This is a genomic window from Marinomonas sp. 15G6-16 (genome assembly GCF_055809555.1).
The window spans coordinates 102,110-127,163 of record NZ_CM147916.1; the positions used below are offsets into that span (position 1 = coordinate 102,110).

Genomic DNA, 25,054 nt, shown 5'->3' on the forward strand with positions numbered 1-25,054 from the left:
GTTTTTTTAGGAGGCAGTATGACAGACAGAGAAGTAATGGAATTTGATGTTGTGATCGTTGGTGGCGGCCCAGCTGGGTTGTCGGCAGCTTGTCGAATTATGCAAAGAGCAAAAGCCGAAGAGAAAGAAATTAGTGTTTGTCTTGTTGAGAAAGGCTCAGAGATTGGAGCTCACATCTTATCTGGCGCTGTAGTTGATAAAAAAGCCCTTGCTGAGTTATTCCCTGATTGGGAAGCAATGGGAGCGCCTTTGCATACAGCGGTTAATATTGATGAGTTGCATTGGTTAAACTCAGAGTCTGACTCTAAGCAGTTAAGCAATTGGATGATTCCGAAAACATTACATAACGATGGGAATTACATTATTAGTCTTGGAAACCTTTCCCGTTGGTTAGCTGAACAGGCTGAAGAGTTAGGTGTTGAAGTCTTCCCCGGTTTTTCTGCGGCTCACCTCGCTTATGATGAGGAAGGCAATGTTGAAGGCATTATTACTGGTGATATGGGACTTGCAGAAGACGGTTCACAAAAAGACGGCTTTATGCCCGGTATGTTATTAAAAGCAAAATACACTATTTTTTCAGAGGGCTGTCGAGGCCATCTAGGCAAAGAGCTGATTGTTCGCTTTGAATTGGATAAGAATAAAGCGCCACAGCATTATGGGCTTGGAATCAAAGAGCTTTGGGATGTGCCTGAGTCTGAAAGCAAACCTGGCACTGTGATTCATACGGCTGGTTGGCCATTAGGCAAAGAAGCTGGCGGTGGTGGCTTTTTATATCATCTAGAAAATAACCAAGTGGTTGTTGGCTTGATTGTTGATTTGAACTACAAAAACCCACACATCAGCCCGTATGACGAGTTTCAACGTTACAAGCATCATCCACTCATTTCACAGCATTTGAAGGGCGCGAAGCGTGTCTCTTATGGCGCTCGTGCGATTGCCAAAGGTGGTTGGTCATCTTTGCCTAAAATGAGTTTCCCTGGTGGTTTAATTATTGGTTGTGATGCGGGGACGTTAAACCCAGCGAAAATCAAAGGAACGCACACAGCCATGAAAAGCGGTATGTTAGCCGCAGAAACTGTTTTCGAAGCCTTGCAAAAAGAAACACCACCAGCAGAATTGGCTCATTTTGATGAAGTATTACGCAATTCTTGGTTAGGTGAAGAACTAGAACAAGCGCGTAACTTTGTCCCTGTGATGCATAAATTAGGGACTTTCTGGGGCGGAGCCTACAACTGGCTAGACCAAAACCTTTTCTCTGGTCGCTTACCTTTCACCTTTAATGATATGGAACCTGATTATGCTTGTATGGAGTCGACTGAAACACATAAGGCGCCAGAGTATAAAAAGCCAGATGGCTTGTTAAGCTTTGATAAATTGTCTTCTGTGTTTTTATCCAATACAAACCATGAAGAAGATCAGCCTTGTCACTTGCAATTAAAGGATGCAAACATTCCTATTCAAAGTAACTTGGTGAAATTTAATGAGCCTGCTCAACGGTATTGCCCGGCAGGGGTTTATGAAGTTGTTCAGTCGGAAGGTGAATCAATTTTTCAGATTAACTCTCAGAACTGCATTCACTGCAAAACCTGCGACATTAAAGACCCAGCTCAAAATATTACTTGGGTAACACCGGAAGGTTCTGGTGGGCCAAACTATCCAAATATGTAATAAAGGTGTTTGTGTTTGTTCTTGAGTTTTAGCGATGCATCTTAGAAGCTAAAGATGGATAGGAATGACTCAAAATAGTATCTAAAGCAAACAGGTCACGAGCATGTGACCTGTTTGTTCACATTCATCACTGGATTTCAGAATTAGCCTGATTAATAATGATGCCCTACCAAAAAGGGGAACACTATGCGCTTATGGGTTGATGCTGACGCCTGTCCAAATGTGATAAAAACCATTCTTTTTCGCGCAGCCGAACGTACGCAAATTCAATGTATTCTTGTCGCTAACCAAGCGATTTCCATTCCGCCTTCTAAATGGATTGAACGTAGAGTTGTAAGCTCAGGGTTTGATGTGGCAGACGACTATATTGTTGATAATATTGATTCTACTGATTTGGTAGTTACTGCTGATATTCCTTTGGCTTCTGATGTCATAGAAAAGGGCGCTTTAGCCATTAACCCTCGTGGTGAGCTTTATACCAAAGAAAATATTAAGCAGCGTCTTGGAATGCGAGATTTCATGGAGCAGATGCGTTCGTCGGGCGTGCAAATGGGTGGGCCTTCATCTTTCAGTCAACAAGATCGAATGGCATTTGCCAATACATTAGATAAACTATTAGCACAAAGAATAAAGTAGGTTTTAGTTTTCCATTTTTGACGTAGACCTATCTGGAAAGTGTTCTATGAATATTTTCCAGATTATTCAACGTTTATTAGGTGAGTTCATATGAAAAAAATCGTAGTGGTAGGCGGCGGTGCAGGTGGCTTGGAGTTAGTAACCAAGCTAGGACATGCATACGGTAAAAAACGCCAAGCAGAAGTGGTGTTGATTGATAGAAGCCAAACACACATTTGGAAGCCATTATTGCATGAAGTAGCGACAGGTTCTTTAGACATCAATAACGACGGACTCAACTACCGAGCTCATGCTGCTAAACATCATTATCAGTTTCAACTCGGTAATTTGATGGGTGTAGACCCAGAAGCAAGAACCTTAACACTGGATTCTTTGTCAGATGATATGGGGCATATTGTTTTACCTGAACGTACGATCAGTTATGACATTTTAATTATGGCAGTTGGCAGTGTCAGTAATGATTTTGGCACGCCAGGTGTGGTTGATCATTGCTATTTCTTAGACTCTCACAAACAAGCCGAGCGTTTTCAGCAAGCTTTGTTGAATCAGTTCTTGCGAGTTCATCAAGAAGGCTCTGATGCAAAATTAAAGCTTGCGATTGTTGGCGGTGGCGCAACCGGTGTGGAATTGTCAGCCGAACTTTTTCATGTGGCGGATATGTTAAAAGCCTATGGCATGCCAGAAATGTCAGGGAAACGCGTTCATGTTCAACTAATTGAGGCAGGTCCTCGTATTCTGCCTGCTTTGCCTGAGCGCATTGCTTTCTTGGCCACTAAAGAATTGAAACGATTGGGCGTAACTGTCAGCCAAGACACTCGAGTTGTACGAGCTTACGATGGTGGTTTTCAAACAGCTGATGAGAAAACGATTGATGCGGATTTAATGATTTGGGCCGCAGGTGTAAAAGCACCGGACTTTGTTGCCAATATAGAAGGTTTAGAGACAACGAGAACCAACCAAATACTTGTTAAAGGCACTCTGCAATCAACGACGTTTGACAATTTATATGTCATTGGTGATTGCTGTGCATGCAAACAAGCAGATGGTTCTTTTGTTCCACCTCGCGCGCAATCCGCTCACCAAATGGCGTCTTTGGTTTTTGATAACATCAAAGCCTCTTTCTTGAGTGAGCCTTTAAAAGAATACACTTACAAAGATTATGGCTCATTGGTTAACTTGAGCCGTTATAGCACGGTAGGAAACTTAATGGGGAATTTGATGGGAGGCTCTATGTTTATTGAAGGGCGTATTGCCCGTTTTGTTTATGTATCCCTGTATCGACTCCATCTAATCGCTATTCATGGTTGGTTCAAAGCAACGGTCATTATGGCAGCACAGAAGATAGGGAAAGTCGTTAAGCCGAAATTGAAATTGCATTAATCTTTTTGCTAACTGATTAAAAGCCGAGACTTCTATCTCGGCTTTTTTTGGCTTTCTCGTTTTCATCTGCTTTAGCGGCCTTTTAGAAGTAATTCATTCTCAACTGCTGTAATATACCGCCATCAAAATTAGGTCGAAGTTTACTTGTGATTCCATGACTTAAAGCCTCATACAAAATGTTTTTTCCTTTTTTATTATATCGGAGTAATTATGCTTGCTTATCAGTGGGGAGTATTCGCCATTGCCCTTGGTACTTTTGGTATCGGTACAACCGAGTTTATGCCAATGGGCTTACTTCCTGTTATTGCTGATGGTGTTGGCGCGTCGATTCCAACTGCAGGTTTATTAATCAGTGCTTATGCAATCGGTGTCATGTTTGGTGCGCCTTTAGTGACTTTGTTTTTAAGTAGATACAGTCACAAAACGGCATTGCTGGCGCTTATGTCTGTTTTCGTACTGGGTAATGTTTTGTCTGCTTTAGCGATCAATTATGAAACGCTGCTGTTCTCAAGAGTCATTACCAGTCTTGCTCATGGTGCTTTTTTTGGTATTGGCGCGGTTGTTGCTATGAATTTAGCGCCATATCACAAAAAAGGCTCTGCAGTTGCATCTATCTTTTTGGGATTAACCATTGCCAACATTGTGGGCGTTCCTATTACCACGTGGTTAGGTCAAACATTTGATTGGCGTGTGGCTTTTGCTGTCACAGCGGTTTTAGGTTTAGTTGCGATATTTGGTATTAGCCGCAGTTTGCCTGCCATGCCTCCAGCCGAAAAAGTGAATGTGAGAAGTGAGTTAAATGCCATTATGCAACCGGCTGCATTAAGAGCGTTTGCGACAACAGTAATGTGTGCAAGCTCAATGTTCACTCTATATACCTACATCACACCCATTATGCAGACTTTGGCTCAGGCTTCAGATAATGCTGTTGCATCAATGTTGATGCTGACAGGAATCGGTTTCACATTGGGTAATTACATAAGCGGCAAAATTACGGATAAGTCCCCAGATATGGCTTTATTTGTTTTTCTTGGGCTACAAGTCCTTGTACTGCTGATGTTCCGTTTTTCGGCTACGTCGGTAATCGGAGCAGGGATTACCACTTTATTATGGGGAACGGTAATTTTTGGAAGTGGGCCACCATTACAAATGCAAGTAATGAAGATAGCAGAAAAGGCCCCAGGACTAGCGTCATCTATTAATATAGGTGCGTTTAACTTAGGTAATGCTGTTGGTGCTGCGGTAGGTGGCTTAGTCATTAGTATTGGCTTTGGTTATGAATGGTTGCCGATGTTCGCCGCTTTATTATCCTTTTTCGCTTTACTAATGGTTTTCATTAATAGGAAAGTTAGCTAAGGTTGAAAGTATTCTCTTTTCATCTACGTCATGGTTAAGTTAAACCATCATGATACATTTTAAGTTGTATAGGTATTCATGTGACTGCGTTAAAACGAAATTTCTTAAAGCTCAATAGGTTAATACTTTTTACGGCTTTAACCGCCACTGTAATTACCTTCATAAACAGCCTTTATTCGAATTATCAAGTTCAAAAAGAGCAACTCATTCAGCAGACTATGAATGTAAATACGGCATATGCAAAAAAACTGTCTGATACTACAGAGCTTTTCATCAATTCTTCCCAACAACAGCTGACCTATATTGCCAATAGATCTGCAGCTTATATCACAAACAGTGAACGCCTTACTGAAAATGCGCATTTACTAAGAAATCAAACGGATACTTTTGACTCTGTTGTGATTGTAAACAATCAAGGGGTTGTACTTTCAGTTTCCCCAGAAACGCTAAACCTATTAGGGAAGCAACTGAAATCAGTACAAACATTAAAAACGTTACAGGCACAGGCCTCTTCGATCAGCGATCCTTTCGTGTCTCAATCTGATAATTTATTAGTCGTTTTGTCTGAGCCAATTTTTGACTCGGGGCAAAATTACTTAGGCTATGTAGCAGGAACTATTTACCTTAAGACAGATAATCTACTTAGCAAAATATTAGGTCAGCATTACTATCGAAATGGCTCTTATGTTTATGTTGTCGACTCAAATAAGAAATTTCTTTATCACCCAAATAAAGCATTAATTGGAACGTATGCTACGAGCTATCCAGAGATGGATGACATCTTAAATAGTGAAGAGGGTGGTTTGTTGCTTCAAAATTCTCAAGGGCAGACGATGCTAGCTGGGTATGCAAAAATCCCAAGCTCTGGCTGGACTATCATTACTCAAAGCCCCATTGAGTCAACATTACTCCCGCTTACAGGTATTATGAAAAAAGTACTGATGCGTACTTTGCCAATGGCTTTGGCTGTTTTTCTTTTCATTTGGGTATTTGCTAGAGCAATCTCAAGACCACTCCAACAATTGGCAGATAAAACAAAGCAACTTGATAGTCCGTCAGCGGGTAGCGATATTGAAAAAATAAACTCTTGGTATGTTGAGAGTTTGAGCCTTAAAAAAGCCATTTTAAGTGGAATGAAATTACTTAATTCACAAATAGGTCAATTACAGCATGATGTAAAAACGGACCCATTAACTGATGCAAGTAATCGCCGAGCATTTCAATTAAAGCTTGAACAGTTGGCGATATTGGATACGCCATTTTCCATACTGGCTGTAGACATCGATTATTTTAAAAAAATTAACGACAATTATGGTCATAAAGCTGGCGATGACGTTTTGAAAGAAATGGTTCAAATCATGAAATCTGCTTGCAGAGATGGCGATATGGTTGCCAGAACTGGTGGCGAAGAATTTATATTGGTTCTAAAAGACTGCCCAATAAAAGATGCTTTTTCTTATGCGGAGCGTTTACGCATAACGATTGCTGATAAAGCATTTGAAAACATTGGGCATATCACAGTGTCGATTGGTGTGGGCTCTTGGACAACAGAATCAGTATCTATTGAAAAAACACTTTCATCGGCCGATGAAGCGCTGTACAAAGCAAAACGGGAAGGTCGCAACCGTTCAGTTATTGCAGAATAGTCTGTAAACATTTCATCATAGAACCAAGGGCGTCGTTATTTATTAAGATACCTTTGGTTAATTTATCCTAGATTTTAAATAGAAGTTTGCCCATAAAAGGCTATTAACTCTTATTATACTATTTCCGATAATAACATTTATCGGAAGTAAGAGGTCAATACATTCAACTCTTGCTCGCTCAAGTTTCTTAACTGTTTATAGGCTTTTAAAATGCACCAACAAATCGCCTAAACAGCTTACTTCTAGATTTGGTTGGATTTTTTCATCCTGTTCTTTGTTATGAGTGTTCAACCAGCAAGTATCAAAGCCAAAGTTATTTCCCCCTAGGATGTCGGACTCTAATGTATCGCCAACCATGAGCACATTGGATTTAACTGGCAATCCCATTTTCTCATGAGCGTACTGGAAAATATCTCTGTGAGGTTTGGCAACGCCGACTAATTCAGAAATAACCAACAATGAGAAATACGGTTTAAAATGGGTTCGCTCTAAGCGTATTTGCTGTAACTTCGCAAAACCATTAGTGATAATCCCCATTTTAATCTTCTGACTGTCTAAATATTGGACAAGTTCTAATGCACCTTCTAGTGGTTCGCAGATCTCAGCCATAGAGTCCAAAAATTCATTATTGAGTGTGTTTGCGCTCACGCCAAGCTTTTGACTCCAATGCTCAAAGCGTTGTGTTTGAAGCTGGTCGGCTGTGATTTCTTGATTTTGGTATTTCACCCACAATGGCTTATTTATGCTTTGGTAGCTTTCGAAATCGGCTTGAGTGAATCTGATGTCGTACTTCAAAAACATGGCTTGTAGACCGGAGAAATTATCAAAATGAAATAATGTCTCGTCGGCGTCAAATAGAACCCATTGATACGGCATATTAATTATCTCTTTATCATGTGTTGAATCAGTTAAAAGTGTGTTGGGTGTAAGATAGGCGCTAAAGCCAGAATAAGAGCTTGGGTGTAAATACTTTCTCTTGTTGCGGCATTGTTCGTGAGCAAGCCAATGGCCCCCATTTTTTGTCGAATATTTGAGGTATTAAATAACTCATCCATTATGGGGCCCAACTCTTCACCACTTTGCAGGCGCTGGTAAATACTCTGTGGGAGAGGAAGGTTTGCGGAACGGCCTGTAAAGAGTTTACCGCTTGAGTCTACGATAGCCACATAAGCGAAGGTTGCCGCGCCCTCCTCAAATTTATCCACGCCACCTTCCATTGCCACAAAGAAAATACGCTTAGATTCTACGGCGTGATTGCTATGGCAAAACGTTGCACGATTCTGTGCGCCTAATCGTGTTTCCGCTTCAGTTAAAGGTTGCTCAGGCACACCGGATGGCGCAGCTTGGCCCAAGCACTCAATGATTGAGTCTTTAAAAACAGCGCTGAACGCCTGTTTGGCTGCGTTTATTTTAACGGGATTTTGTGAGCCCACAACAATATGGATGGTGTCCGTCATTATCAAAGCCTTTTTAAAACGATTTGTTTAATGAATAAAAAAGCCGCATCCAAATAGATGCGGCTTTGTTTTCAAGCATGATATGTTTAATCAACTTGGCCTTTAATAATAGGCGTTGAGCAAATGACATCTGCGTTTTGTGCTCTGTGTCGCATTAAGTGATCAATCAAGGTAATGGCCAGCATTGCTTCAGCAATAGGCGTTGCGCGAATCCCAACACAAGGATCGTGGCGACCCTTTGTAACTACTTCGATTTGCTCGCCATTGCGATTAATGCTTTTGCCAGGAATCGTAATGCTTGAGGTTGGCTTGAGAGCCATGTTCACAATAATATCTTGGCCTGATGAAATACCACCCAAAATGCCACCTGCATGGTTACTTAAAAAGCCTTCTGGCGTCATTTCGTCACGATGTTCGCTGCCTTTTTGTTCAATGACATCAAAGCCATCACCAATTTCGACACCTTTAACCGCATTGATGCTCATCATGGCTTTCGCAATATCCGCATCTAAACGATCAAAAACTGGTTCGCCCAATCCAGGCATGATGTTTTTTGCAATTACAGTAATTTTTGCACCAACGGAATCTTGTTGGCGACGTAAATTGGTCATGTATTCTTCTAAGGCTGGTACCGCATCTGGATCTGGGCTAAAGAAGCTATTGTTATAAACTTGGCTGAGGTCTTTCACTTCCAGTTTGATGGGACCAAGCTGAGACAGAAACCCTTGAATTTCAATACCAAATTGTTGTTTTAAATATTTCTTAGCGATAGCACCCGCTGCGACTCGCATTGCGGTTTCTCTTGCTGAAGAACGGCCGCCGCCACGATAATCACGAAAACCATATTTCTGGTCGTAAGTGTAATCGGCATGAGCTGGGCGGAAAGTATCTGCAATGTTGCCATAATCTTTTGAGCGCTGATCTGTGTTTTCAATTAACAGACCGATTGGTGTCCCTGTGGTTTTGCCTTCAAAAACACCAGAAAGAATTTTAACCTCGTCAGGCTCACGACGTTGAGTTGTGTGTTTGGACGTACCTGGCTTACGAAGGTCTAAGTCTTTTTGTAGATCCGCTTCTGAAATTTCAATGCCTGGAGGGCAGCCATCAATAATGGCTCCCAATGCTAGACCGTGACTTTCACCAAAGGTGGTAACTTTAAAAAGAGTTCCGAATGTATTGCCTGACATAAGTTATTTTTGCTCTTGTAATAGTTTGCTTAATTCTTCTTTTGTTAGAATGAAAACGCCATTTCCACCCTGCTCTAATTCTACCCACATAAATGGTGTATCCGGGTAGGCTTCTTGTAATGCGTTTTCTGTATTTCCTACTTCGTATACTAATATACCGTCATCTTGCAGATAATTCGCCACTTGAGATAAAAATTTATGAGTAAAATCCAGTCCGTCATGTCCTGATGTTAACGCCAATTCAGGTTCGTTATGAAACTCTTCTGGCGCACTGGCGAAATCATCTGCATCAACATAAGGAGGGTTACAAATAATTAGATCGTATTGCTTATCTGGCAAACCTGTAAACATATCAGAATGAATCGCGCTCACTCTGTCTTCCACCTGATGGCGCACTATATTGTCATTAGCAACAATCAAGGCTTGTTCACTGATGTCTGTAATGTCGACTTGAGCATCCTCGAACGTGAGTGCGGCAGCAATTCCTAAGCAACCAGAACCGGTACACATATCCAAAATATTGAATGGGTACTGTTTTAACCATGGAGAGAACTCACTTTCTAATAACGCCATAATAGGAGAGCGAGGAATTAATGTGTCTTTGGTGACTTTAAATGGCAGTCCCATAAACCAGGCTTCACCTAATATATAAGGCAATGGCTCTCGTTTTGTTATGCGAGTATGCACGCATTTTAAGATGCGTTTTTTTCATCAATAGTGAGTGCGCAATCTAGCATATCGCGATCAAAGTCTAACGGTAGTTTTAGGGTTCCCATGACAAGCTGAACCGCTTCATCCCAAGCGTTGTCTGTACCGTGCCCGTAAAATAAGTTGGCATTCTGAAAACGGCTGAATGTCCACCGGATAAAGTCTTTGATTGTTGATAAATCACGAATGGCTGATTGATTTTTGCTCATGTTCTCTCTTAATAAGAATGCGCTAAATATAAAGGGCGCATTATAGCGACTATTTCTCTGTGCCTCTATCTTTGTGTGCCTCTATCTTTGTGTTCCTCTGCTTGGCTTTGAAGAGCCTGAACAGACGAAGATAAGCTTTTTAATGTGTTCGTGATTTGCGCCCAATTTTGTTCTTCCTGCTTATTAGATTCTTCTTTTAAGCGAGCAATTTCGTTGAATGCGTGCTGTTTCTCTTCCAGTGCTTGGGTCAATTTATTGTCCAGTTTGGCTAGATCTACTTCTCTTTGTGACAAGTTAAGTCGAAGCTCAGTGCTCTCCTCTCTTTCTTGTTCAAGTTGCTTTGTTAGTACTTGATTTTGAGCCACTAGAGTTTGGTTTTTTTGTTCGAGTAATAAAGCTTGCTGTTCTAGTTCAAGGACTTTTCGTTCTGCACTAGCGAGCCGTTCTTCAATTTCTTCATGCGCTTGCTGAAGCTCAACCAAGGCGCTAGATAACGATAAATAACCACCTTCTGTAGCATTTTGTTTTTGTATTTGATGTTTTTCAAGATCTGCGGCTTTTTCATCGAGAAGTATTCTAAAACTCTTGGTTATATTTCTTGATAAGTTCTTAAAGGCTGGCAATAGCAATGCATCTAAATCTTTAAACTCATGTTCTTGCTGCTCTTTGTACATGCCTTCCCATTCAGCAATCGCCTTCATGAGAGTTGTATTGGAACAGCGTCGACCGTCTTTGCTTAAGAAGAAGTCTGCGACCCTTGGAATATTTGGGAAACTGTTTCTTTCAAGAAGCTCCCAGCATGCTTGGTGGATTTCTTCATTCGAAATGTTCGCTTTTCGGGCCATGGAATTGCCTAAATTTAATTAAAATAAATAAGATAATTATTTTATCAAATATATCTTTTAATGGAAACTTACTGACGTTCGCCCTCTGCTTGTCTTTTTCTCTAACAAATTAAACTGACAAACCTGGTACTAGGCATTGGGTAGCAACAGGCAATAAAAAAGCTCCCGAAGGAGCTTTTATGATTACAGCTAGAATTTATTGAATGCTGCTTGTGTTGATTATTTTGGTCGCCATTTCAACGCCCAATTCTTTCGCAAGCTCTTTCCAAGATTCTTGCTTAGGTGCATACACAACAGGTTTGGCATTTGGGAAGCGCTGCTTTAATAAATTCTGCACACTTGCTAGACCATCAATAAGACCAATTTTGACCGCTTGCTGGCCAGTAAACACCATTCCACTAAACACATCGTCTGTGATGGTTAATCTATCACCGCGACCTTCTTTGACCGCATCAATGAACTGTTGATGGGTTTCATCTAACACGGCTTGCCATTTATCCTTTGCTTCCTCTGTCATTGGTACAAAAGGATCAAGGAAAGCTTTGTTTCTACCAGCAGTAAAAGTACGACGCTCAACACCTATTTTTTCAAGCAAGCCACTCGCATCAAAACCAGAAGAAATTACCCCAATAGAACCCACAAGGCTGGCTTTATTTGCATAGATTTCAGTGGCGGCCGCCGCAATGTAATAACCTCCTGACGCAGCCATATCTTCAACAACGACAATGATAGGCGTGTCCGGATAGTTTTCCTTTTTCTCTTGAATAGCATCATAAATGATGCCGGAATGTACAGGGCTGCCGCCAGGGCTGTTCATCTCAATAACCACGGCAGTTAATTGCGGATTGCGATACGCACTATCAATCAAACCTACAAATTCATACGACTCAATATCTGAATCCGCTCCGATCACACCGCGCATGGGAATAACAGCAACGACATCCCCTTCAAATCCAACTTCCGGTAGGTTAGACCGCATAATCCACGTGGATATCACCGTGATCGTAATGGCCAAAGCGAATAATCGAAAAAATATTTTCCAACGTCTCGCTCTTCGTTTTTCAACAATGTTTTCGCTTAAGGTTTTTTCAAGTAGAGACCAAATTTCTTTATTTGGATCGGCCAGGTTTTCAGTAGCCTCTACTGCCTCTTTAGGTTTTTCAGCTTCTTTTTTTGAGCGCTATCTATATCTTGCTCGTGAGATTTTTTTTGATCTTCGTCTTCCGTCCAAGCCATTTTCTATAATCCTAAAATATCTAATAGTTCATCAAAGTTGCTAATTAGCGCATGTGGCCGACAAGCTTGCAAACGAACTGTTTCATGAGCGCCATAAGTGACTCCTACGCTTTTCATCCCAGCATTTGTTGCCATGTTCAGGTCGTATTCTGTATCTCCAACCATGATTGCTTGATCTGGCGTTAACTTAAGTTCTGCCAACAATTCTTCTAGCATTAGAGGATGTGGCTTTGATTGCGTCTCATCTGCGCATCGAGTAGCGATGAAATAATCCTTGGTTCCTGTAAGTCCCATTACTCTCTCTAAGCCTCGACGGCTTTTTCCCGTCGCAACGGCTAACTTAATATTGGCGTTTTGGAGTTTGTTCAAGGTGTCAATAACACCTTCATACGCATTGGGCGGAGTTTGGTCTTTTGCCACATAAGTTTGCTTGTAATGCTCGATAATTGTATTGCGCTCAACAATGGGCAATTCAGGCCAAATAACCTGAACCGCTTTATCAAGTGATAAACCAATGATGTTTTTAACGTCTTCTTTATTGCGATCTGGTGCGCCAGCTAATTGCGCTGCGTGCAGCATACTTTGACAAATTGTGTCGATAGAATCATATAAGGTACCGTCCCAATCAAAAATCACCAACTTAACCATAGATACCTCTTAAGAATAATGTGGCGAAAGTGTACCATAGCGTTAAATTGCAATATAAGGATAGGTAATGACTTCTGGATACACATTAGAACAACTTTCCATTGACCAAAGTGTTGAGTACCGCAAAATTGTCACTCAGGCTGATGTACAAGCTTTTGCAGATGTAACGGGCGACACTAACCCTGTTCACTTGGATGCTGAGTATGCGGCAACAACATCATTTGGGCAGCCCATTGCTCATGGCATGTTAACGGCTGGTTTTATTTCTGCCGCTATTGGCACAAAACTACCTGGGCCAGGCTGTATTTATCTTGAGCAAACACTGAAATTTCGCTCGCCTGTTTTTGTCGGCCAAGAAGTTGTCACTACCGTTACAGTAACAGACATCAATGAGCGTCGACGCCGTGCTACTCTTAAAACAGTTTGTGAATGCGAAGGTAAAGTTGTTGTTACAGGTGAAGCAACGATCATGCTTCCAGCTGCTTAACAAGATATAGATATATGCATTAAAAGAGCCTTTTTGGGCTCTTTTTTCTTTTTATAGCAATAAGAAAGCGTTGAGTTTTAACATTAAAAGTGGAAAGAAAGGTCATTTATAAAAAATAACTAGGATTTAAAAAGCGGCAGGCATATATTAAATGAAGTAGTTTTCTACTTAACATATAAAGGTTTGCCATAACTATGACTGCTCAACTTCTAATGATCATTGCCGTGATTTTATCGTCTTTATTGACGATATCTCAGCGTGCGAATGCTCAGGAAGTAAGCCAGTTGCGATGGTTAGAACCTAGTGTAGAGCAGCGTTTTAATGAAGTCATTGCGCCAGATCAAGAGTTAGACTCTGACAATAATTTTATAGCTTCATCTTTTAGTATTAGAAAACGTTTTTTCGAACTTACTAGTACACTCTCCTCTTACTATTACTTTCCCAACAAAGAAAGCATTAATAGTAATATTAGTCCAAGGGCTCCCCCGTTTTCATTGATATAACTCACCCATATTTCACATTCATTTATTTTTTTAATGGGGTTTTACTATGAAAACACTTACTTATGTTTCTACAAAAAGCGTTAACGACCTTACTTGGCCTGCAGTAATCGAGAATATTACTATTTACTCATCCGCACTATCTGTATTTACAGACTTTGATAAAGCCGGCCCAAGGGTGATTGAAGCAAATACTCGTGCAGATGTACTTGTAAAACTAATGAAGAAAGAACATGTCCGCATGAAAATCGTTGTTGATGAAGACAACCACTTTGTTGGTATTATTAGTTTAGAAGACTTGTCTGAAGACGCTCTCATTAAAATGGTTGCTGAAGGCTATAAACGATCTGAGCTTATGGTTGCTGACTTAATGAGACCAAAAGAAGAGCTACTTGCGTTGTCTTATTCATCCCTAAAAAATTCAGACATAGAGTCTCTTTTGTACAGCCAAAGAGAAAACCCTCTTCAGCACTTGCTGGTTATTGATGAAAACACAAAGACAATTCGTGGTCTGATTTCATCTAATGACATTGTACGTCAGTTGAGATTAGACGTTGATGTTGCTTTTTCTAGCTTCGAGCACACATACCACAGTGCGATTCTAGGGCAAAAGTTTCAAGCAAAAAGACTTAAAGTTGCTTAAGGAAGGTGCGAATAAGTCTTCTAAACTTCAGTCTTATCAGAGAAACGGTCTATCAAGGCAAGAGTGAGTAGGAATGTTAATACCTTTCAATCACTCTTAACGCAGAGAGGGTGTTTCTCTGAAAGACCCGAAGGGCGTGAGCTAAACACTTTTTATTCTTTGTTAAGCTTCTTGCCAATATGTTCATATTGGACTGCGAAACTTGCCTCGAATAATAAAGGTTTATCCACACGCTGAAGCCAGTGGACTTGTTCGTACCTTCCTTAACATTTAAACGTGGTTTTTGCCCTTTAAATGCCTTCATATAAAAATATGAAGGCATTTTTTTAGCTCTGCTTCTTTTCTATCCAGTAGAAAAAGGTGTCACCTTCTTGCTCTTGATTGACCAGCGTATGGCCTAGAAACTGGCAAAACTTTGGGATATCGCGTGTTGTTGATGGATCAGTAGCAATTACTTTAAGTACATCTTTCGCACCTATTTTTCGCATTTCAACATGCAACATCATTACTGGCTCTGGACAAAGTAAGCCTGTTGCATCAAACACTGCTTGGTATTCCATATAAATCCTCTTTTATCGATCTTCTTCAAATAGGTTAAATGTAAAACGGCTTACAGAATATCGATAAGCCAAGTTTGTGTAATATCAGCCATATTCGAAATGGTTTCAGTGGCTGTTTTATTGTATTTCTTTAGCACTTTAAAATCATGGTCAGCACCTTCAATCCAAACAATGTTGACATTTTCAGGCAGTGATTGCTGCTTAACCCAATCATAAGAACCAAGTTGATCTCGTGTTCCTTGGATAATCAAGCAAGGAACTTCCATATTCTCAAGGAAAGAAAGTCTGTGTTTTTCAGGCTTACCAGCTGGATAAAAAGGAAAACCAAAGCAAACAACCGCCTTTACCATAGGCTCTTTCGACAACTGTGCAGCAACACGTCCTCCCATTGATTTCCCAGCAACAACACAAGCAACTTCATTTTTTATACAGTCGGAGAATTCTGGAATAAGGCGCTTAAAAGGTGGCGGCGGCCTTTTCTTTCCCGTGCTTTCCACTTCCTGCATATAAGAAAAAGTGACGGGGATAATGGGCTGATTCATTTTGGCTGAAATCGCGTTACCTAGATCATTTAAGAAGGTATTGCTGTGGCCCGCACCAGCACCATGAGCGAGATATAAAGGTATATTTTTCATGAATTTATGCACTAAAAATTAAGTTATCGTGATTATAAGAGCGCTTGAGGCCTTATCCAATCTTATTTAGAGACTGATTTTATTTTTACAGAGATGGCATATCTTGACCTGTGTCAGAAAAAGCCCCAGACCATAGGAGTAAACTGCTATTAGAAATTTTAATAGGAATACAACATGATTTGGGATTCTTCTCTTATTAATAAATACGATTTGGCAGGACCTAGATACACATCCTACCCAACGGCGCCGCAGTTTGATTCTGGTATCAGTAAGATTGCCTTAATAGACAAGATGATGATGCCTTCAGATAAAGCGTTGAGCCTTTATTTTCATATCCCATTCTGTGCGCATCTTTGTTATTACTGCGCATGTAATAAGATTGTGACGAAGCAGTATGAAAAAGGCGCAGAATATGTCGAACTTCTTGGTGAGGAAATGAGGCTTCGCAGTCTGATGCTCGACCATTCTAAAAAAGTTACACAATTGCACTTTGGAGGAGGCACACCTACCTTTTTGACAGAGGATCTGATTAGAGATTTATTCAAAACAATAAACCAGTATTTCAACCTAGTGAATGATGGCTCACAAGATTACAGCATCGAAATCGACCCAAGAGAAGTGACCTCCTCTAAGTTAAAACTGCTAACTGAAATGGGCATAAATCGAATTAGTATTGGCGTTCAAGACTTTGACAACAAAGTACAAGAGGCGATTCATCGAGTTCAATCTCTTGAAACCGTTTCTCAATTGGTTGAAGACGCCCGTGCAATGAATATTAAATCTATAAACTTTGATTTGATCTATGGTCTTCCCTATCAATCTCTTGATGGTTTCAGAGATACCCTAGATAAAGTCATTGCATTATCGCCTGATCGCATTTCTTTGTTTAATTATGCTCATCTGCCTGAAAGGTTTAGATCACAAAAAAGGATACCTGAAGATAGCCTTCCTATTCCGAGCATCAAAGTGCAGTTGCTAAGAATGAGCATTGAGTATCTTATCGATGCGGGTTATGAGTACATAGGAATGGATCACTTTGCAAAACCTAATGACAGTCTTGCAAAAGCACAAAAGCAGGGCTTATTGCAAAGAAACTTCCAAGGCTATACAACTCACGCTGGAACTGATTTAGTGGCATTTGGTGTGTCTGCCATCAGCGATCTAAGTGGTGTTTACATCCAAAACCATACTGATTTAAGCCTATATCGAAGTAGTATTGAAAAAGGCCAATTGGCGATTAGTCGAGGCTATATCAGTGATTCTGATGACCGTATTCGCCATCAAGTTATTATGACCCTTATTTCTCAATTTGAATTAAATACTACGACAATTGAGCAAAAGAATAATATTAGATTTTTTGAATATTTCTCAAAAGAGGTAGATAATCTTACCTCAATGATTGAAGACGGTATGATTGAAATACAGGACAATGGAATGCAGACCATTATCCGAGTGACAGAACGTGGTAGATTACTTATTCGCTGTATTTGTATGGTTTTCGATAAGTACCTAAACAACAATATAAAATACTCAAAAGTTATATAACATCAGGTCAGGGAGATTCACATGTCAGTAACACACGCACAGACACGATTTAATAGTACACTTACGTCTCAATGTCAGAATTGTAGCCTAAGTGCACTTTGCCTTCCGATCGCTTTAGCTGATGAGGATATCAATAAACTAGATCAAATTATTGAGCGCAAAAAGCCATTAAAAAAAGGTGACTTTTTATTTCGCCAAGGTGAAAAATTTGATTCTGTTTATGCTGTACGTTCAGGTACATTGAAAACTTTCAACATAACGTCCGTTGGTGAAGAGCAGATCACAGGCTTTTATTGCCCTAGTGAGTTGGTTGGCTTAAGTGGCGTGGATTCAGATACCTATCCAGTTTCTGCCAAAGCGCTTGAAACCACAACAGTTTGTGAGATTCCTTTTACTCATTTAGAAGAACTATCTGCCCAAATTCCTTCTTTGAGACATCAGTTATTTAAGGTAATGAGTCGAAAAATATCGGATGATCAACAGATGATGGTCTTACTAGGGAAGAAAAATGCCGATGAAAAAGTCGCATCCTTCTTATTGAATCTGTCCAATCGATTTAAAAAGCGTGGTTACTCTGCCAGTGCGTTTCGACTTTCTATGTCTCGTGGCGAAATCGGAAACTACTTAGGTTTAGCTGTTGAAACCGTAAGTCGAGTGATTACTCGCTTTCAAAAAAATGAGCTAATTCATGTTGATGGTAAAGAGATTGAGATAGTCAATTTCCCTGAAATGCAAAAACTCGTTGGGATTGCGAGTGATTGTGGTAAAATCGCCAACATTTGATAAATAAATTAAGGCGTTACTGAATATGCTCTACGATGATTTTTACGTTAAGTCACTAATCCAAACAGTAGAAGACTGGCCAAAAGAAGGCATCAGCTTCCGTGATATTACTCCTATCTTTAGTGACCCTAAAGGAATGAGAATGGTCGTTGATGCCTACGTTCACCGCTACATGTCCTCTGATATTTCTCATATTGCTTGTATTGATGCTCGTGGTTTTTTGATTGCTGCAGTATTGGCCTATGAGCTGCAAAAGCCTCTTATCCTGATTCGCAAGAAAGGAAAACTCCCAGGTAAAACTGTTTCTCAAGCTTACGCTTTAGAATACGGTGAAGCTGAGCTTGAAATACAAGAAGGCGCGGTAAAAGCTGGCGATAATGTACTTTTGTTCGATGATTTAATTGCAACAGGTGGTACTTTGTTTGCCGCTATTAAATTGCTAACTGGACAAGGTGCGACAATCAAAGAAGTCGCTGCAATTATCGATTTACCAGATTTAGGTGGTAGTGAAAAATTACGTGAAAGTGACGTACCTGTTTTTAGTCTTTGTGCGTACGATGGCGATTGATATAAACGTTTAATCTCCAATAAAAAAGGTGGCTAGAGCCACCTTTTTTATTGCTCAGAAGTCTACTTACTTAAAAGTCGACGTTGGCACCAACAGAGAAGCCTTTGTTAATTTCTGCGCGGCTATTATCGTCGTATACAACCACGGTGTTTGCATAACTAATGTAAGCTCGAGCATTGCGCATTGTCATATACTCAAGACGGAAGTCATATGTGTATGTATGATTTAAGTTAGAAAATGACAATACCTCAGGTGAGTAATATAAGGAGCCGTAAATGCTCAAACGGTTTGCCTGTTGAAGTGTATAGCGGTACCAACCACCTAAGCCTAATGCAATTGAGACCTCATCGTTACTTCCAACATTGGTATCAATAATGGATAAACGGGCACCAACACCGACTTCCAAAGGTCCATTTCCACCTTCTGAGTCTTGAACGGTCAAACCCACATGGGCAGTAGAGCTATCTGTGTCAAGATCATTGGTAACGCCAGCATTTAAACCAAAGGACCCCATATCTAAATTGACATCGCCTTTCACTGTTTCGTTGGTCAAACTCACACCAGCAGTTGAGGCATGAACAAATGAACCACCTAAAAGGCCGACAGTTAATAATAGAGTTTTATATGTAAGATTCATTTCTATCATCCTATAGAGAAATAATGTTTAAGCGGTTCATAGCGTCTTCAGCTTTTTTCAAACCTTTAAAGTCAAATAATTCAGTGTCTGCCATATGTGATGGCACAACATTCTGCATGGCCGTGAACATTGAATCTGTTCTGCCTGGGTATTCTTTTTCCCACTGTTGAAGCATATCTTTCACAACTTGTCGTTGTAAGTTTTCCTGAGAGCCACAAAGGTTACATGGGATAATTGGGTATTCTTTCATTATTGAAAAGGCTTCAATATCCTTTTCTTTGCAATAAGCAAGTGGTCTTATAACAACATGTTTTCCATCATCACTGAGTAACTTTGGTGGCATAGATTTGAGTTTGCCGCCAAAAAACATGTTTAAGAATAAAGTTTCAAGAATGTCATCTCTGTGGTGGCCAAGTGCGATTTTGGTTGCACCAATTTCTTCAGCAAAACCATACAGTGATCCTCGTCTTAAACGAGAGCACAGACCACATGTAGTCTTACCTTCAGGGACAATCTCTTTAACAATACTATAAGTATCTCGTTCTAGAATATGGAAATCTACACCAACCTCTTCTAGATAAGCAGGTAGTATATGCTCTGGAAAGCCAGGTTGTTTTTGATCTAAATTGACCGCAACAATACTAAAGTTGATCGGCGCACTGGCTTGAAGATTTCGAAGGATCTCAAGCATAGTATAAGAGTCTTTACCGCCAGACAAACACACCATAACTTTATCGCCATCTTCAATCATATTGAAATCAGCAATAGCCTGACCTGTCAGCCTGCGAAGGCGTTTTTGGAGCTTGTTAAGCTCGAGCTTTTCTTTAGGTTTAGTCGATAAATCCATCATATATACACTGCAAATAAAACGCCATGATTCTACTATAACAATAGTTTTTTCGCATTAAAAATGAAAGACATAAGCAAAAGTGCATGAAAAATCCTACTTCCTAAGGCAAACCTAGCATTGAACAGATGGACTTTTAAACTCTAATTTGGATTTACAAATTTTACAGATGTATTCCGTGCCTTTTTCAGCTCGATTATGACGACGCTGTGTAAATTGATGCTTACTGCATTTACATATGTATTCATAGCTGACTTTAGGTTTAGGGACTTCGAAAGTGTGTGTCCTACTTGGTTGAATACCAAATACTTTTGACATAACAGCTTGCCACTCTTTGCCATGGGGTCTGACCGTGCTTCCATATATTTGAAACACAATAATGTGAGCTACTTCATGAGGGACTACTGTATCCAGAAACTCAGTAGGATTTTGGGAATACATGAAATAATTGAAACGCACTTCGTTTTTTTGGAGATGCGCCGTACCTGCCGCCCTTCCCCTTTGCTTAAGATTACAGCTAGAGCGTTTAAAATGATGATTGAAAAAATGATCTGCTTTATCAAAGCAGCGGTTCATTTCCTCAATGACAGCATTCAATGCATGAAGGTTTTCAGAGTTTAAGGACATAAGGCATTATCTTTTTCAGCCTCCTCTTGATGAATAATATCAATAAGAGTATCGGCAAATCTCGACACTCGCTCTTTAGAAAGCCCCGTTAAGCGACTTAAAGATGCTACCGTTTTTGGCTTATGTGTGCAGATGAGTCTGAGCTGAGAATCGCTCAAATCGAACGTATCTTGGCCTTGTTTCCAAGCAAGTACCTTATGCCAACGTATATGATCGGCACCTAACTCCGTTTCGTTTAAAGTCGGATAATAATGTTCACTAGGTAGAATTATTTGGGTGTTACCTTTCAAAATATCACGCGCTTTTTCATTAATATGTACAGTAAATACTTGAGACTGTCCTAATGATATGAATTCATAGGCAATCAAATGACGAATCACAGATTTCCATTGGGCTTCTGTTAGTTCTTTGCCTTTGCCAAAAACGCTTAATGATTTAGCATTTGCCGCATTCGTAGATTTATTTGTTTTGCCTAACAAAATACCGATTAAAACAGAGAAACTTTGCAGACCTTTGGTGTGGTAAATCAATGACAACATTTTTTGGCAAGCAATGGTCATATTTTGTTCTGACTTAGACGAAAGACATCGATCACAATGACCACAGGCATCAGAATCTTCGTCGAAATGAGATAAAACATTTTGTCTTCTACAGCCTCTGGCTTCTAACAGCTGAAATAAAGCCACCAAGCTCTGTCTTTCATTTTCAGACACATACGTTTGCTGCGATATTAGCTGTTGAGCCTGTAACATATCTTGCAAACCATAGAGAAGTAGCGCTTTTGCAGGCTTACCATCACGTCCAGCACGACCAACCTCCTGAAAATACGCTTCTGGACTGTTGGGTAAATCTAAATGAATGACAAAACGAACATGAGAAATATCGATTCCCATACCATATGCTGTCGTCGCCACCATGATAGTACCGTGTTGCGTGGCGAAGGCTTGATGATTCCTTTCTTTAGATTCTTCTGCCATTGCAGCATGATAACTTAAACTAGAAAAACCTAGATGATTTAACCATTCTGAAAGCTCTTCTGTTTTCTTTCTGGAACGACAATAAATAATACCGGTTTCTCCCGGCACTTCATGGTGAAGAAAGTAAAGAATTTGCTGCTTAGATTTTCTCTTCTGAGCAATATGGAGGTGAATATTAGAGCGGTCAAAGCTATTTTTCAGAACTAGGCAGTCATTAAGCTGCAATGACTCTTGAATACTCCCAATGGTTTTATTATCCACCGTTCCTGTTAAGGCTATTAAAGGGACATCAGAAAAGTCTGCCTTTAGCTGACCAAGTTGGCTGTATTCAGGTCTAAAAGAGCCACCCCACTGAGAAATACAATGGGCTTCATCAATTGCAAATAAAGAAATATCAAAGCTATGTAGGAAGCCTATTACAGATGGCTGAACGAGTTTTTCGGGTGACAAGTACAATAAATCAATGTGATTGTGACGTAGTGCCCAAATTAAATCGTCTTGCTCACCTGGATTTAAGGTTGAATTTAAAAACCTGGCTTGAATCCCTTTTTTATTCAGTGCTTCAACTTGTTGTGACATAAGCGACAACAAAGGGCTAATAATTACAGCCACGCCTTTTCGCATTAATCCTGCCGCTTGATAGACTAGAGATTTCCCACCGCCAGTAGGAGCGGCAAGCAATACGTCTTGCCCTGAACACAAGGCATCAATCGCCTGTTCCTGCAATGGTCGGAATTCGTTATAGCCTAAGCGAGAAAGGGTTTGCATCTTTAAATTCATTATCGAATTATCTCTTAACTCTGAGTTTTCTGCATCGATTTTTCTGCTTCTTTTCGCTAGAATCAAACACTTAATCTGTATTAGGAATGAATTAACATGGCACACCAACCTCTTGATGATCTTGAATTAGAAACATTAGAAAACTTTTTGGAATCGGATCAAGTTCATGAGGAATGTCAAAACTTTGTTATGGCACATGGCTTTTTGACCGCTTTGGCTATTTGTCCTGCCAATCTTACTGAAGACAAATGGCTTCCAGTTGTATTTGAAGACACGCCTCAGTTTCAGAATGAGAAAGAAGAGAAGCAAATTACCCAATATCTATCCCGTTTGTATTTAGACATTCAGAAAGAGCTTGAGTCAGAAGATGGCTTTTTAGTTCCATGCGAACTTGAAATGGGATCAACACCAGACGAATTAAGTGAATTACAAGAATGGGCCTCTGGGTTTATGGAAGGCGTATTTATGACTGAATCACATTGGTTTGAGTCAGAAAAAGAAGAAGTTGTCGCAGAATTATTATTGCCAGTAATGGTAGCGTCAGATCTTTTTGATGATGAGGAAGTTTCGCAAATACGGGCCAGTGAAAAACTCACAAGCTCATGCATCGCGCAAATTCCTGAGGTAGTCACAGACTTATTTCTTGTACTTCGAACTGAGCCGGAAAAACGCCCATTTCCAAAAGCGTCACCGAAGCCAAAAGGTAATAAAGGTAAAAAGCACAACAATAAAAAGTAATAAGATATAACGAGGTTGAGCCTACCAAATAATATTGTCTTATTTAGTGGGCTCTTCTTAGTGATACCAAAGTAATATCGTCGAATTGCTCAGATTCTCCTAAATGATCAACCAATCTCTTTTCAACTTTCTTTTGTGCTTCAACTAGGTCTTCTTCACCATAAGCCTCAATGATGAGCTCGTTCACTTTCTCTTCGCCTAACATTAGGCTTTGATGATTTTTTAATTCCAAAACACCATCAGACAAGATAACGAGAGTGTCACCTTGGTCTAGTTTCTCGTTTTGCAAAATGGATTCAAACTCAGAAGAAGGCAATACACCTAACGGCATGTGAATAGAGGTTAATGGCTGTATTTCACCTGTCGACCGTCTTATAAGCGCATTAGGCATTCCACCACCCCAATATTGAATCTCACCATTCGGGGAAATAAGCATCAGATATCCCGCACAAAACATATAGTCAGGAAGAATACCTAAAAGTATTTGATTAATACGTAACCCCAACTCGCTAACACTTGTCAGGTTTTCGACTGCATCAAAAAAAGCCTGCATGACAGGTAAGGCACCAATGGAAGCGGGTAAACCATGACCTGTAAAATCGCCGACAAAGACCAATCGAGCATCATCTGAGCGAGTCTTAACTAAGGCCAAATCACCATTAAAAATGGCTGCCGATAATCGCGTAATGGCAAGATGCTCTGAGTTCTTCTCACTTCTCATCTGAATATGGTTCAAGACCTGATGAGCCATTTCATGTTCACGTTCAATAACTTTTTGGAAATACGTAAGTGTTCTGTTTTTGCGGTACATCTCCTTCATCAACTCAACATGACGCATATGAGTTTTAAAGCGAATGTTGAACAAAACTTCATTGAAAGGCTTAGAAAGAAAATCGTCGGCACCAACCTGAAAACACTTATCCATCATGATGTCAGAGGTATGAGAAGCGAGCACAATAATAGGGATAAAGCGGCTTCCTGCCATTTGCTTTAACTGTTGAATTAGATCAAAGCCGCTCCCACCTTTTAAGATAATATCAAGCGTGATTATATCTGGAGCGTATGTTGAAAAGGCGTCAATTGCTTCTTCATAAGTAGCAACTGACTTCACTTGAATATCTAACTTTTCAGCACATAAAGAAACAATTTCACGATAAACGGGTTCACTGTCTACGCATAATAATTTCATCGTGCTTAGCCCTTAATGAATATCAAAGCGCTTATCAAAGCGGGAAATCATTAAAATATTCTTGATAAAGTCATTTGCGCCTTTCAACTCAATGCTGCTTTCTGCATCAATCGAATTTCGCATACTTAACAACATACCTAATGCAGCACTGTCCAAATATTCGACCATGCTCATATCAATAATGTAACTTTTATAGACTTTACCTAAATTCGAGTAAGCGTCTCTAAACTCGTTAAATAAAGAGAAATCAAAACTGCCGACTATGGTAATCGTCACTGTTTCTACAGAATCATTTGTGTGAACTGAAATACTCATAAAATACTAGGGCTATGCGCCCTATTCCCCTCCGTGGCATTTTGGAGATATTGGAGCAACAGATTGACGCTCCTCCCATTCACTGACTGTATAAAGATGCATTGCAAGCGCATGGATTTTTGCCATTTCAGCTTGCAAGGTACCATAAATAAGCTGGTGACGCTGAACCAATCGCTTCCCTTCAAATGCATTACTTACTAAAACAAGCTTAAAGTGAGATTCGCTCCCTTCCGGTACATTATGCATA

Annotated in this window: 26 protein-coding genes and 1 pseudogene; 11 read left to right on the forward strand and 16 right to left on the reverse strand. The window is 40.1% G+C overall.

The features are described 5' to 3' along the window. Positions 1-18 precede the first annotated feature (18 nt). From AC0L46_RS00520 to AC0L46_RS00540, 5 genes are all read left to right on the forward strand, one after another. Positions 19-1,668 carry an electron transfer flavoprotein-ubiquinone oxidoreductase gene (locus AC0L46_RS00520; RefSeq protein WP_473504962.1) on the forward strand — a complete coding sequence of 550 codons (1,650 nt, stop codon included), beginning with the start codon at positions 19-21 and terminating at the stop codon, positions 1,666-1,668. A gap of 186 nt (positions 1,669-1,854) precedes the next feature. Beyond that, complete coding sequence (locus AC0L46_RS00525) at positions 1,855-2,304, forward strand: YaiI/YqxD family protein (protein WP_317004020.1); 450 nt, start codon at positions 1,855-1,857, stop codon at positions 2,302-2,304. A 90-nt stretch (positions 2,305-2,394) separates the two neighbouring features. After that, on the forward strand, positions 2,395-3,684 hold the full coding sequence (locus tag AC0L46_RS00530) for an NAD(P)/FAD-dependent oxidoreductase (RefSeq protein ID WP_473504964.1): 1,290 nt from the start codon (positions 2,395-2,397) through the stop codon (positions 3,682-3,684). Positions 3,685-3,894: 210 nt separating this feature from the next. After that, positions 3,895-5,040, forward strand: coding sequence for an MFS transporter (locus AC0L46_RS00535; RefSeq protein WP_473504966.1), 1,146 nt, complete (start codon positions 3,895-3,897; stop codon positions 5,038-5,040). 80 nt (positions 5,041-5,120) lie between these two features. Then, a complete protein-coding gene (locus tag AC0L46_RS00540; RefSeq protein ID WP_473504968.1) occupies positions 5,121-6,686 on the forward strand; it encodes a sensor domain-containing diguanylate cyclase in 1,566 nt (521 codons plus the stop codon). A 195-nt stretch (positions 6,687-6,881) separates the two neighbouring features. Here AC0L46_RS00540 and yjjG read toward each other — a convergent pair whose 3' ends face one another. From yjjG to AC0L46_RS00575, 7 genes and pseudogenes are all read right to left on the reverse strand, one after another. Next, complete coding sequence (gene yjjG, locus AC0L46_RS00545; protein ID WP_473504970.1) at positions 6,882-7,562, reverse strand: pyrimidine 5'-nucleotidase; 681 nt, start codon at positions 7,560-7,562, stop codon at positions 6,882-6,884. Positions 7,563-7,594: 32 nt separating this feature from the next. Next, positions 7,595-8,143 (reverse strand): inosine/xanthosine triphosphatase, encoded by a 549-nt coding sequence (gene yjjX / locus AC0L46_RS00550; protein WP_473504972.1) that lies wholly within the window; start codon positions 8,141-8,143, stop codon positions 7,595-7,597. An 86-nt stretch (positions 8,144-8,229) separates the two neighbouring features. Continuing rightward, positions 8,230-9,330: a chorismate synthase gene (aroC, locus tag AC0L46_RS00555; RefSeq protein ID WP_414682797.1), complete on the reverse strand. Its 1,101-nt coding sequence runs from the start codon at positions 9,328-9,330 to the stop codon at positions 8,230-8,232. Between the two features lie 3 nt (positions 9,331-9,333). Continuing rightward, positions 9,334-10,247 (reverse strand): annotated as a pseudogene (gene prmB, locus AC0L46_RS00560) (50S ribosomal protein L3 N(5)-glutamine methyltransferase). Positions 10,248-10,312: 65 nt separating this feature from the next. Then, positions 10,313-11,092, reverse strand: coding sequence for a hypothetical protein (locus AC0L46_RS00565; RefSeq protein ID WP_473504974.1), 780 nt, complete (start codon positions 11,090-11,092; stop codon positions 10,313-10,315). A gap of 196 nt (positions 11,093-11,288) precedes the next feature. Beyond that, positions 11,289-12,071 (reverse strand): signal peptide peptidase SppA, encoded by a 783-nt coding sequence (sppA, locus tag AC0L46_RS00570; protein WP_473504976.1) that lies wholly within the window; start codon positions 12,069-12,071, stop codon positions 11,289-11,291. A 260-nt stretch (positions 12,072-12,331) separates the two neighbouring features. After that, positions 12,332-12,976, reverse strand: a complete 645-nt coding sequence (locus tag AC0L46_RS00575) for an HAD-IIIA family hydrolase (protein WP_473504978.1) — start codon at positions 12,974-12,976, stop codon at positions 12,332-12,334. A gap of 67 nt (positions 12,977-13,043) precedes the next feature. On the opposite strand from AC0L46_RS00575, the gene AC0L46_RS00580 reads away from it, so the two are divergent. Together AC0L46_RS00580 and AC0L46_RS00585 are read left to right on the forward strand one after the other, a co-directional pair. Further along, complete coding sequence (locus AC0L46_RS00580) at positions 13,044-13,463, forward strand: MaoC family dehydratase (protein ID WP_414682802.1); 420 nt, start codon at positions 13,044-13,046, stop codon at positions 13,461-13,463. Positions 13,464-14,012: 549 nt separating this feature from the next. Next, positions 14,013-14,606 carry a CBS domain-containing protein gene (locus AC0L46_RS00585; RefSeq protein WP_414682804.1) on the forward strand — a complete coding sequence of 198 codons (594 nt, stop codon included), beginning with the start codon at positions 14,013-14,015 and terminating at the stop codon, positions 14,604-14,606. A gap of 326 nt (positions 14,607-14,932) precedes the next feature. Here the strand turns inward: AC0L46_RS00585 and tusA are convergent, their stop codons facing one another. Then, entirely contained in the window at positions 14,933-15,166 is a 234-nt protein-coding gene (tusA, locus tag AC0L46_RS00590) for a sulfurtransferase TusA (RefSeq protein ID WP_473504981.1), read from the reverse strand. A gap of 50 nt (positions 15,167-15,216) precedes the next feature. After that, positions 15,217-15,801 (reverse strand): alpha/beta family hydrolase, encoded by a 585-nt coding sequence (locus AC0L46_RS00595; protein WP_473504983.1) that lies wholly within the window; start codon positions 15,799-15,801, stop codon positions 15,217-15,219. A 174-nt stretch (positions 15,802-15,975) separates the two neighbouring features. Between AC0L46_RS00595 and hemN the strand changes: the two genes are divergently transcribed. The 3 genes from hemN to AC0L46_RS00610 are packed head-to-tail and all read left to right on the forward strand — an operon-like array spanning position 15,976 to position 18,697. After that, positions 15,976-17,346 carry an oxygen-independent coproporphyrinogen III oxidase gene (hemN, locus tag AC0L46_RS00600; RefSeq protein WP_473504985.1) on the forward strand — a complete coding sequence of 457 codons (1,371 nt, stop codon included), beginning with the start codon at positions 15,976-15,978 and terminating at the stop codon, positions 17,344-17,346. Positions 17,347-17,367: 21 nt separating this feature from the next. Beyond that, positions 17,368-18,129 carry a fumarate/nitrate reduction transcriptional regulator Fnr gene (gene fnr, locus AC0L46_RS00605; protein WP_414682808.1) on the forward strand — a complete coding sequence of 254 codons (762 nt, stop codon included), beginning with the start codon at positions 17,368-17,370 and terminating at the stop codon, positions 18,127-18,129. Between the two features lie 25 nt (positions 18,130-18,154). Beyond that, positions 18,155-18,697, forward strand: coding sequence for an adenine phosphoribosyltransferase (locus AC0L46_RS00610; protein ID WP_317003995.1), 543 nt, complete (start codon positions 18,155-18,157; stop codon positions 18,695-18,697). Positions 18,698-18,767: 70 nt separating this feature from the next. Here the strand turns inward: AC0L46_RS00610 and AC0L46_RS00615 are convergent, their stop codons facing one another. The 4 genes from AC0L46_RS00615 to AC0L46_RS00630 all read right to left on the reverse strand — a co-directional run bounded on the left by AC0L46_RS00615 (position 18,768) and on the right by AC0L46_RS00630 (position 22,565). After that, on the reverse strand, positions 18,768-19,334 hold the full coding sequence (locus AC0L46_RS00615; RefSeq protein ID WP_473504987.1) for a YfaZ family outer membrane protein: 567 nt from the start codon (positions 19,332-19,334) through the stop codon (positions 18,768-18,770). Between the two features lie 10 nt (positions 19,335-19,344). After that, the gene (gene ttcA / locus AC0L46_RS00620) at positions 19,345-20,184 is read right to left on the reverse strand and encodes a tRNA 2-thiocytidine(32) synthetase TtcA (RefSeq protein WP_414682338.1); all 840 of its coding nucleotides are present in this window, start codon (positions 20,182-20,184) and stop codon (positions 19,345-19,347) included. A gap of 111 nt (positions 20,185-20,295) precedes the next feature. Beyond that, the gene (locus AC0L46_RS00625; RefSeq protein WP_473504990.1) at positions 20,296-20,808 is read right to left on the reverse strand and encodes a SprT family zinc-dependent metalloprotease; all 513 of its coding nucleotides are present in this window, start codon (positions 20,806-20,808) and stop codon (positions 20,296-20,298) included. Continuing rightward, positions 20,799-22,565, reverse strand: coding sequence for a RecQ family ATP-dependent DNA helicase (locus AC0L46_RS00630; protein WP_473504992.1), 1,767 nt, complete (start codon positions 22,563-22,565; stop codon positions 20,799-20,801). Before AC0L46_RS00630 ends, AC0L46_RS00625 begins: the two co-directional genes overlap by 10 nt. Before the next feature lie 96 nt (positions 22,566-22,661). Here AC0L46_RS00630 and AC0L46_RS00635 point away from each other — a divergent pair, with 96 nt between their 5' ends. After that, entirely contained in the window at positions 22,662-23,303 is a 642-nt protein-coding gene (locus AC0L46_RS00635; RefSeq protein ID WP_317003989.1) for a YecA/YgfB family protein, read from the forward strand. Between the two features lie 43 nt (positions 23,304-23,346). Here the strand turns inward: AC0L46_RS00635 and AC0L46_RS00640 are convergent, their stop codons facing one another. The 3 genes from AC0L46_RS00640 to AC0L46_RS00650 are packed head-to-tail and all read right to left on the reverse strand — an operon-like array spanning position 23,347 to position 25,053. Beyond that, positions 23,347-24,492, reverse strand: coding sequence for a SpoIIE family protein phosphatase (locus AC0L46_RS00640; RefSeq protein WP_473504994.1), 1,146 nt, complete (start codon positions 24,490-24,492; stop codon positions 23,347-23,349). A gap of 12 nt (positions 24,493-24,504) precedes the next feature. Beyond that, the gene (locus tag AC0L46_RS00645) at positions 24,505-24,807 is read right to left on the reverse strand and encodes an STAS domain-containing protein (protein WP_473504996.1); all 303 of its coding nucleotides are present in this window, start codon (positions 24,805-24,807) and stop codon (positions 24,505-24,507) included. A gap of 21 nt (positions 24,808-24,828) precedes the next feature. After that, the gene (locus tag AC0L46_RS00650; RefSeq protein ID WP_473504998.1) at positions 24,829-25,053 is read right to left on the reverse strand and encodes a BolA/IbaG family iron-sulfur metabolism protein; all 225 of its coding nucleotides are present in this window, start codon (positions 25,051-25,053) and stop codon (positions 24,829-24,831) included. Position 25,054 lies beyond the last annotated feature (1 nt).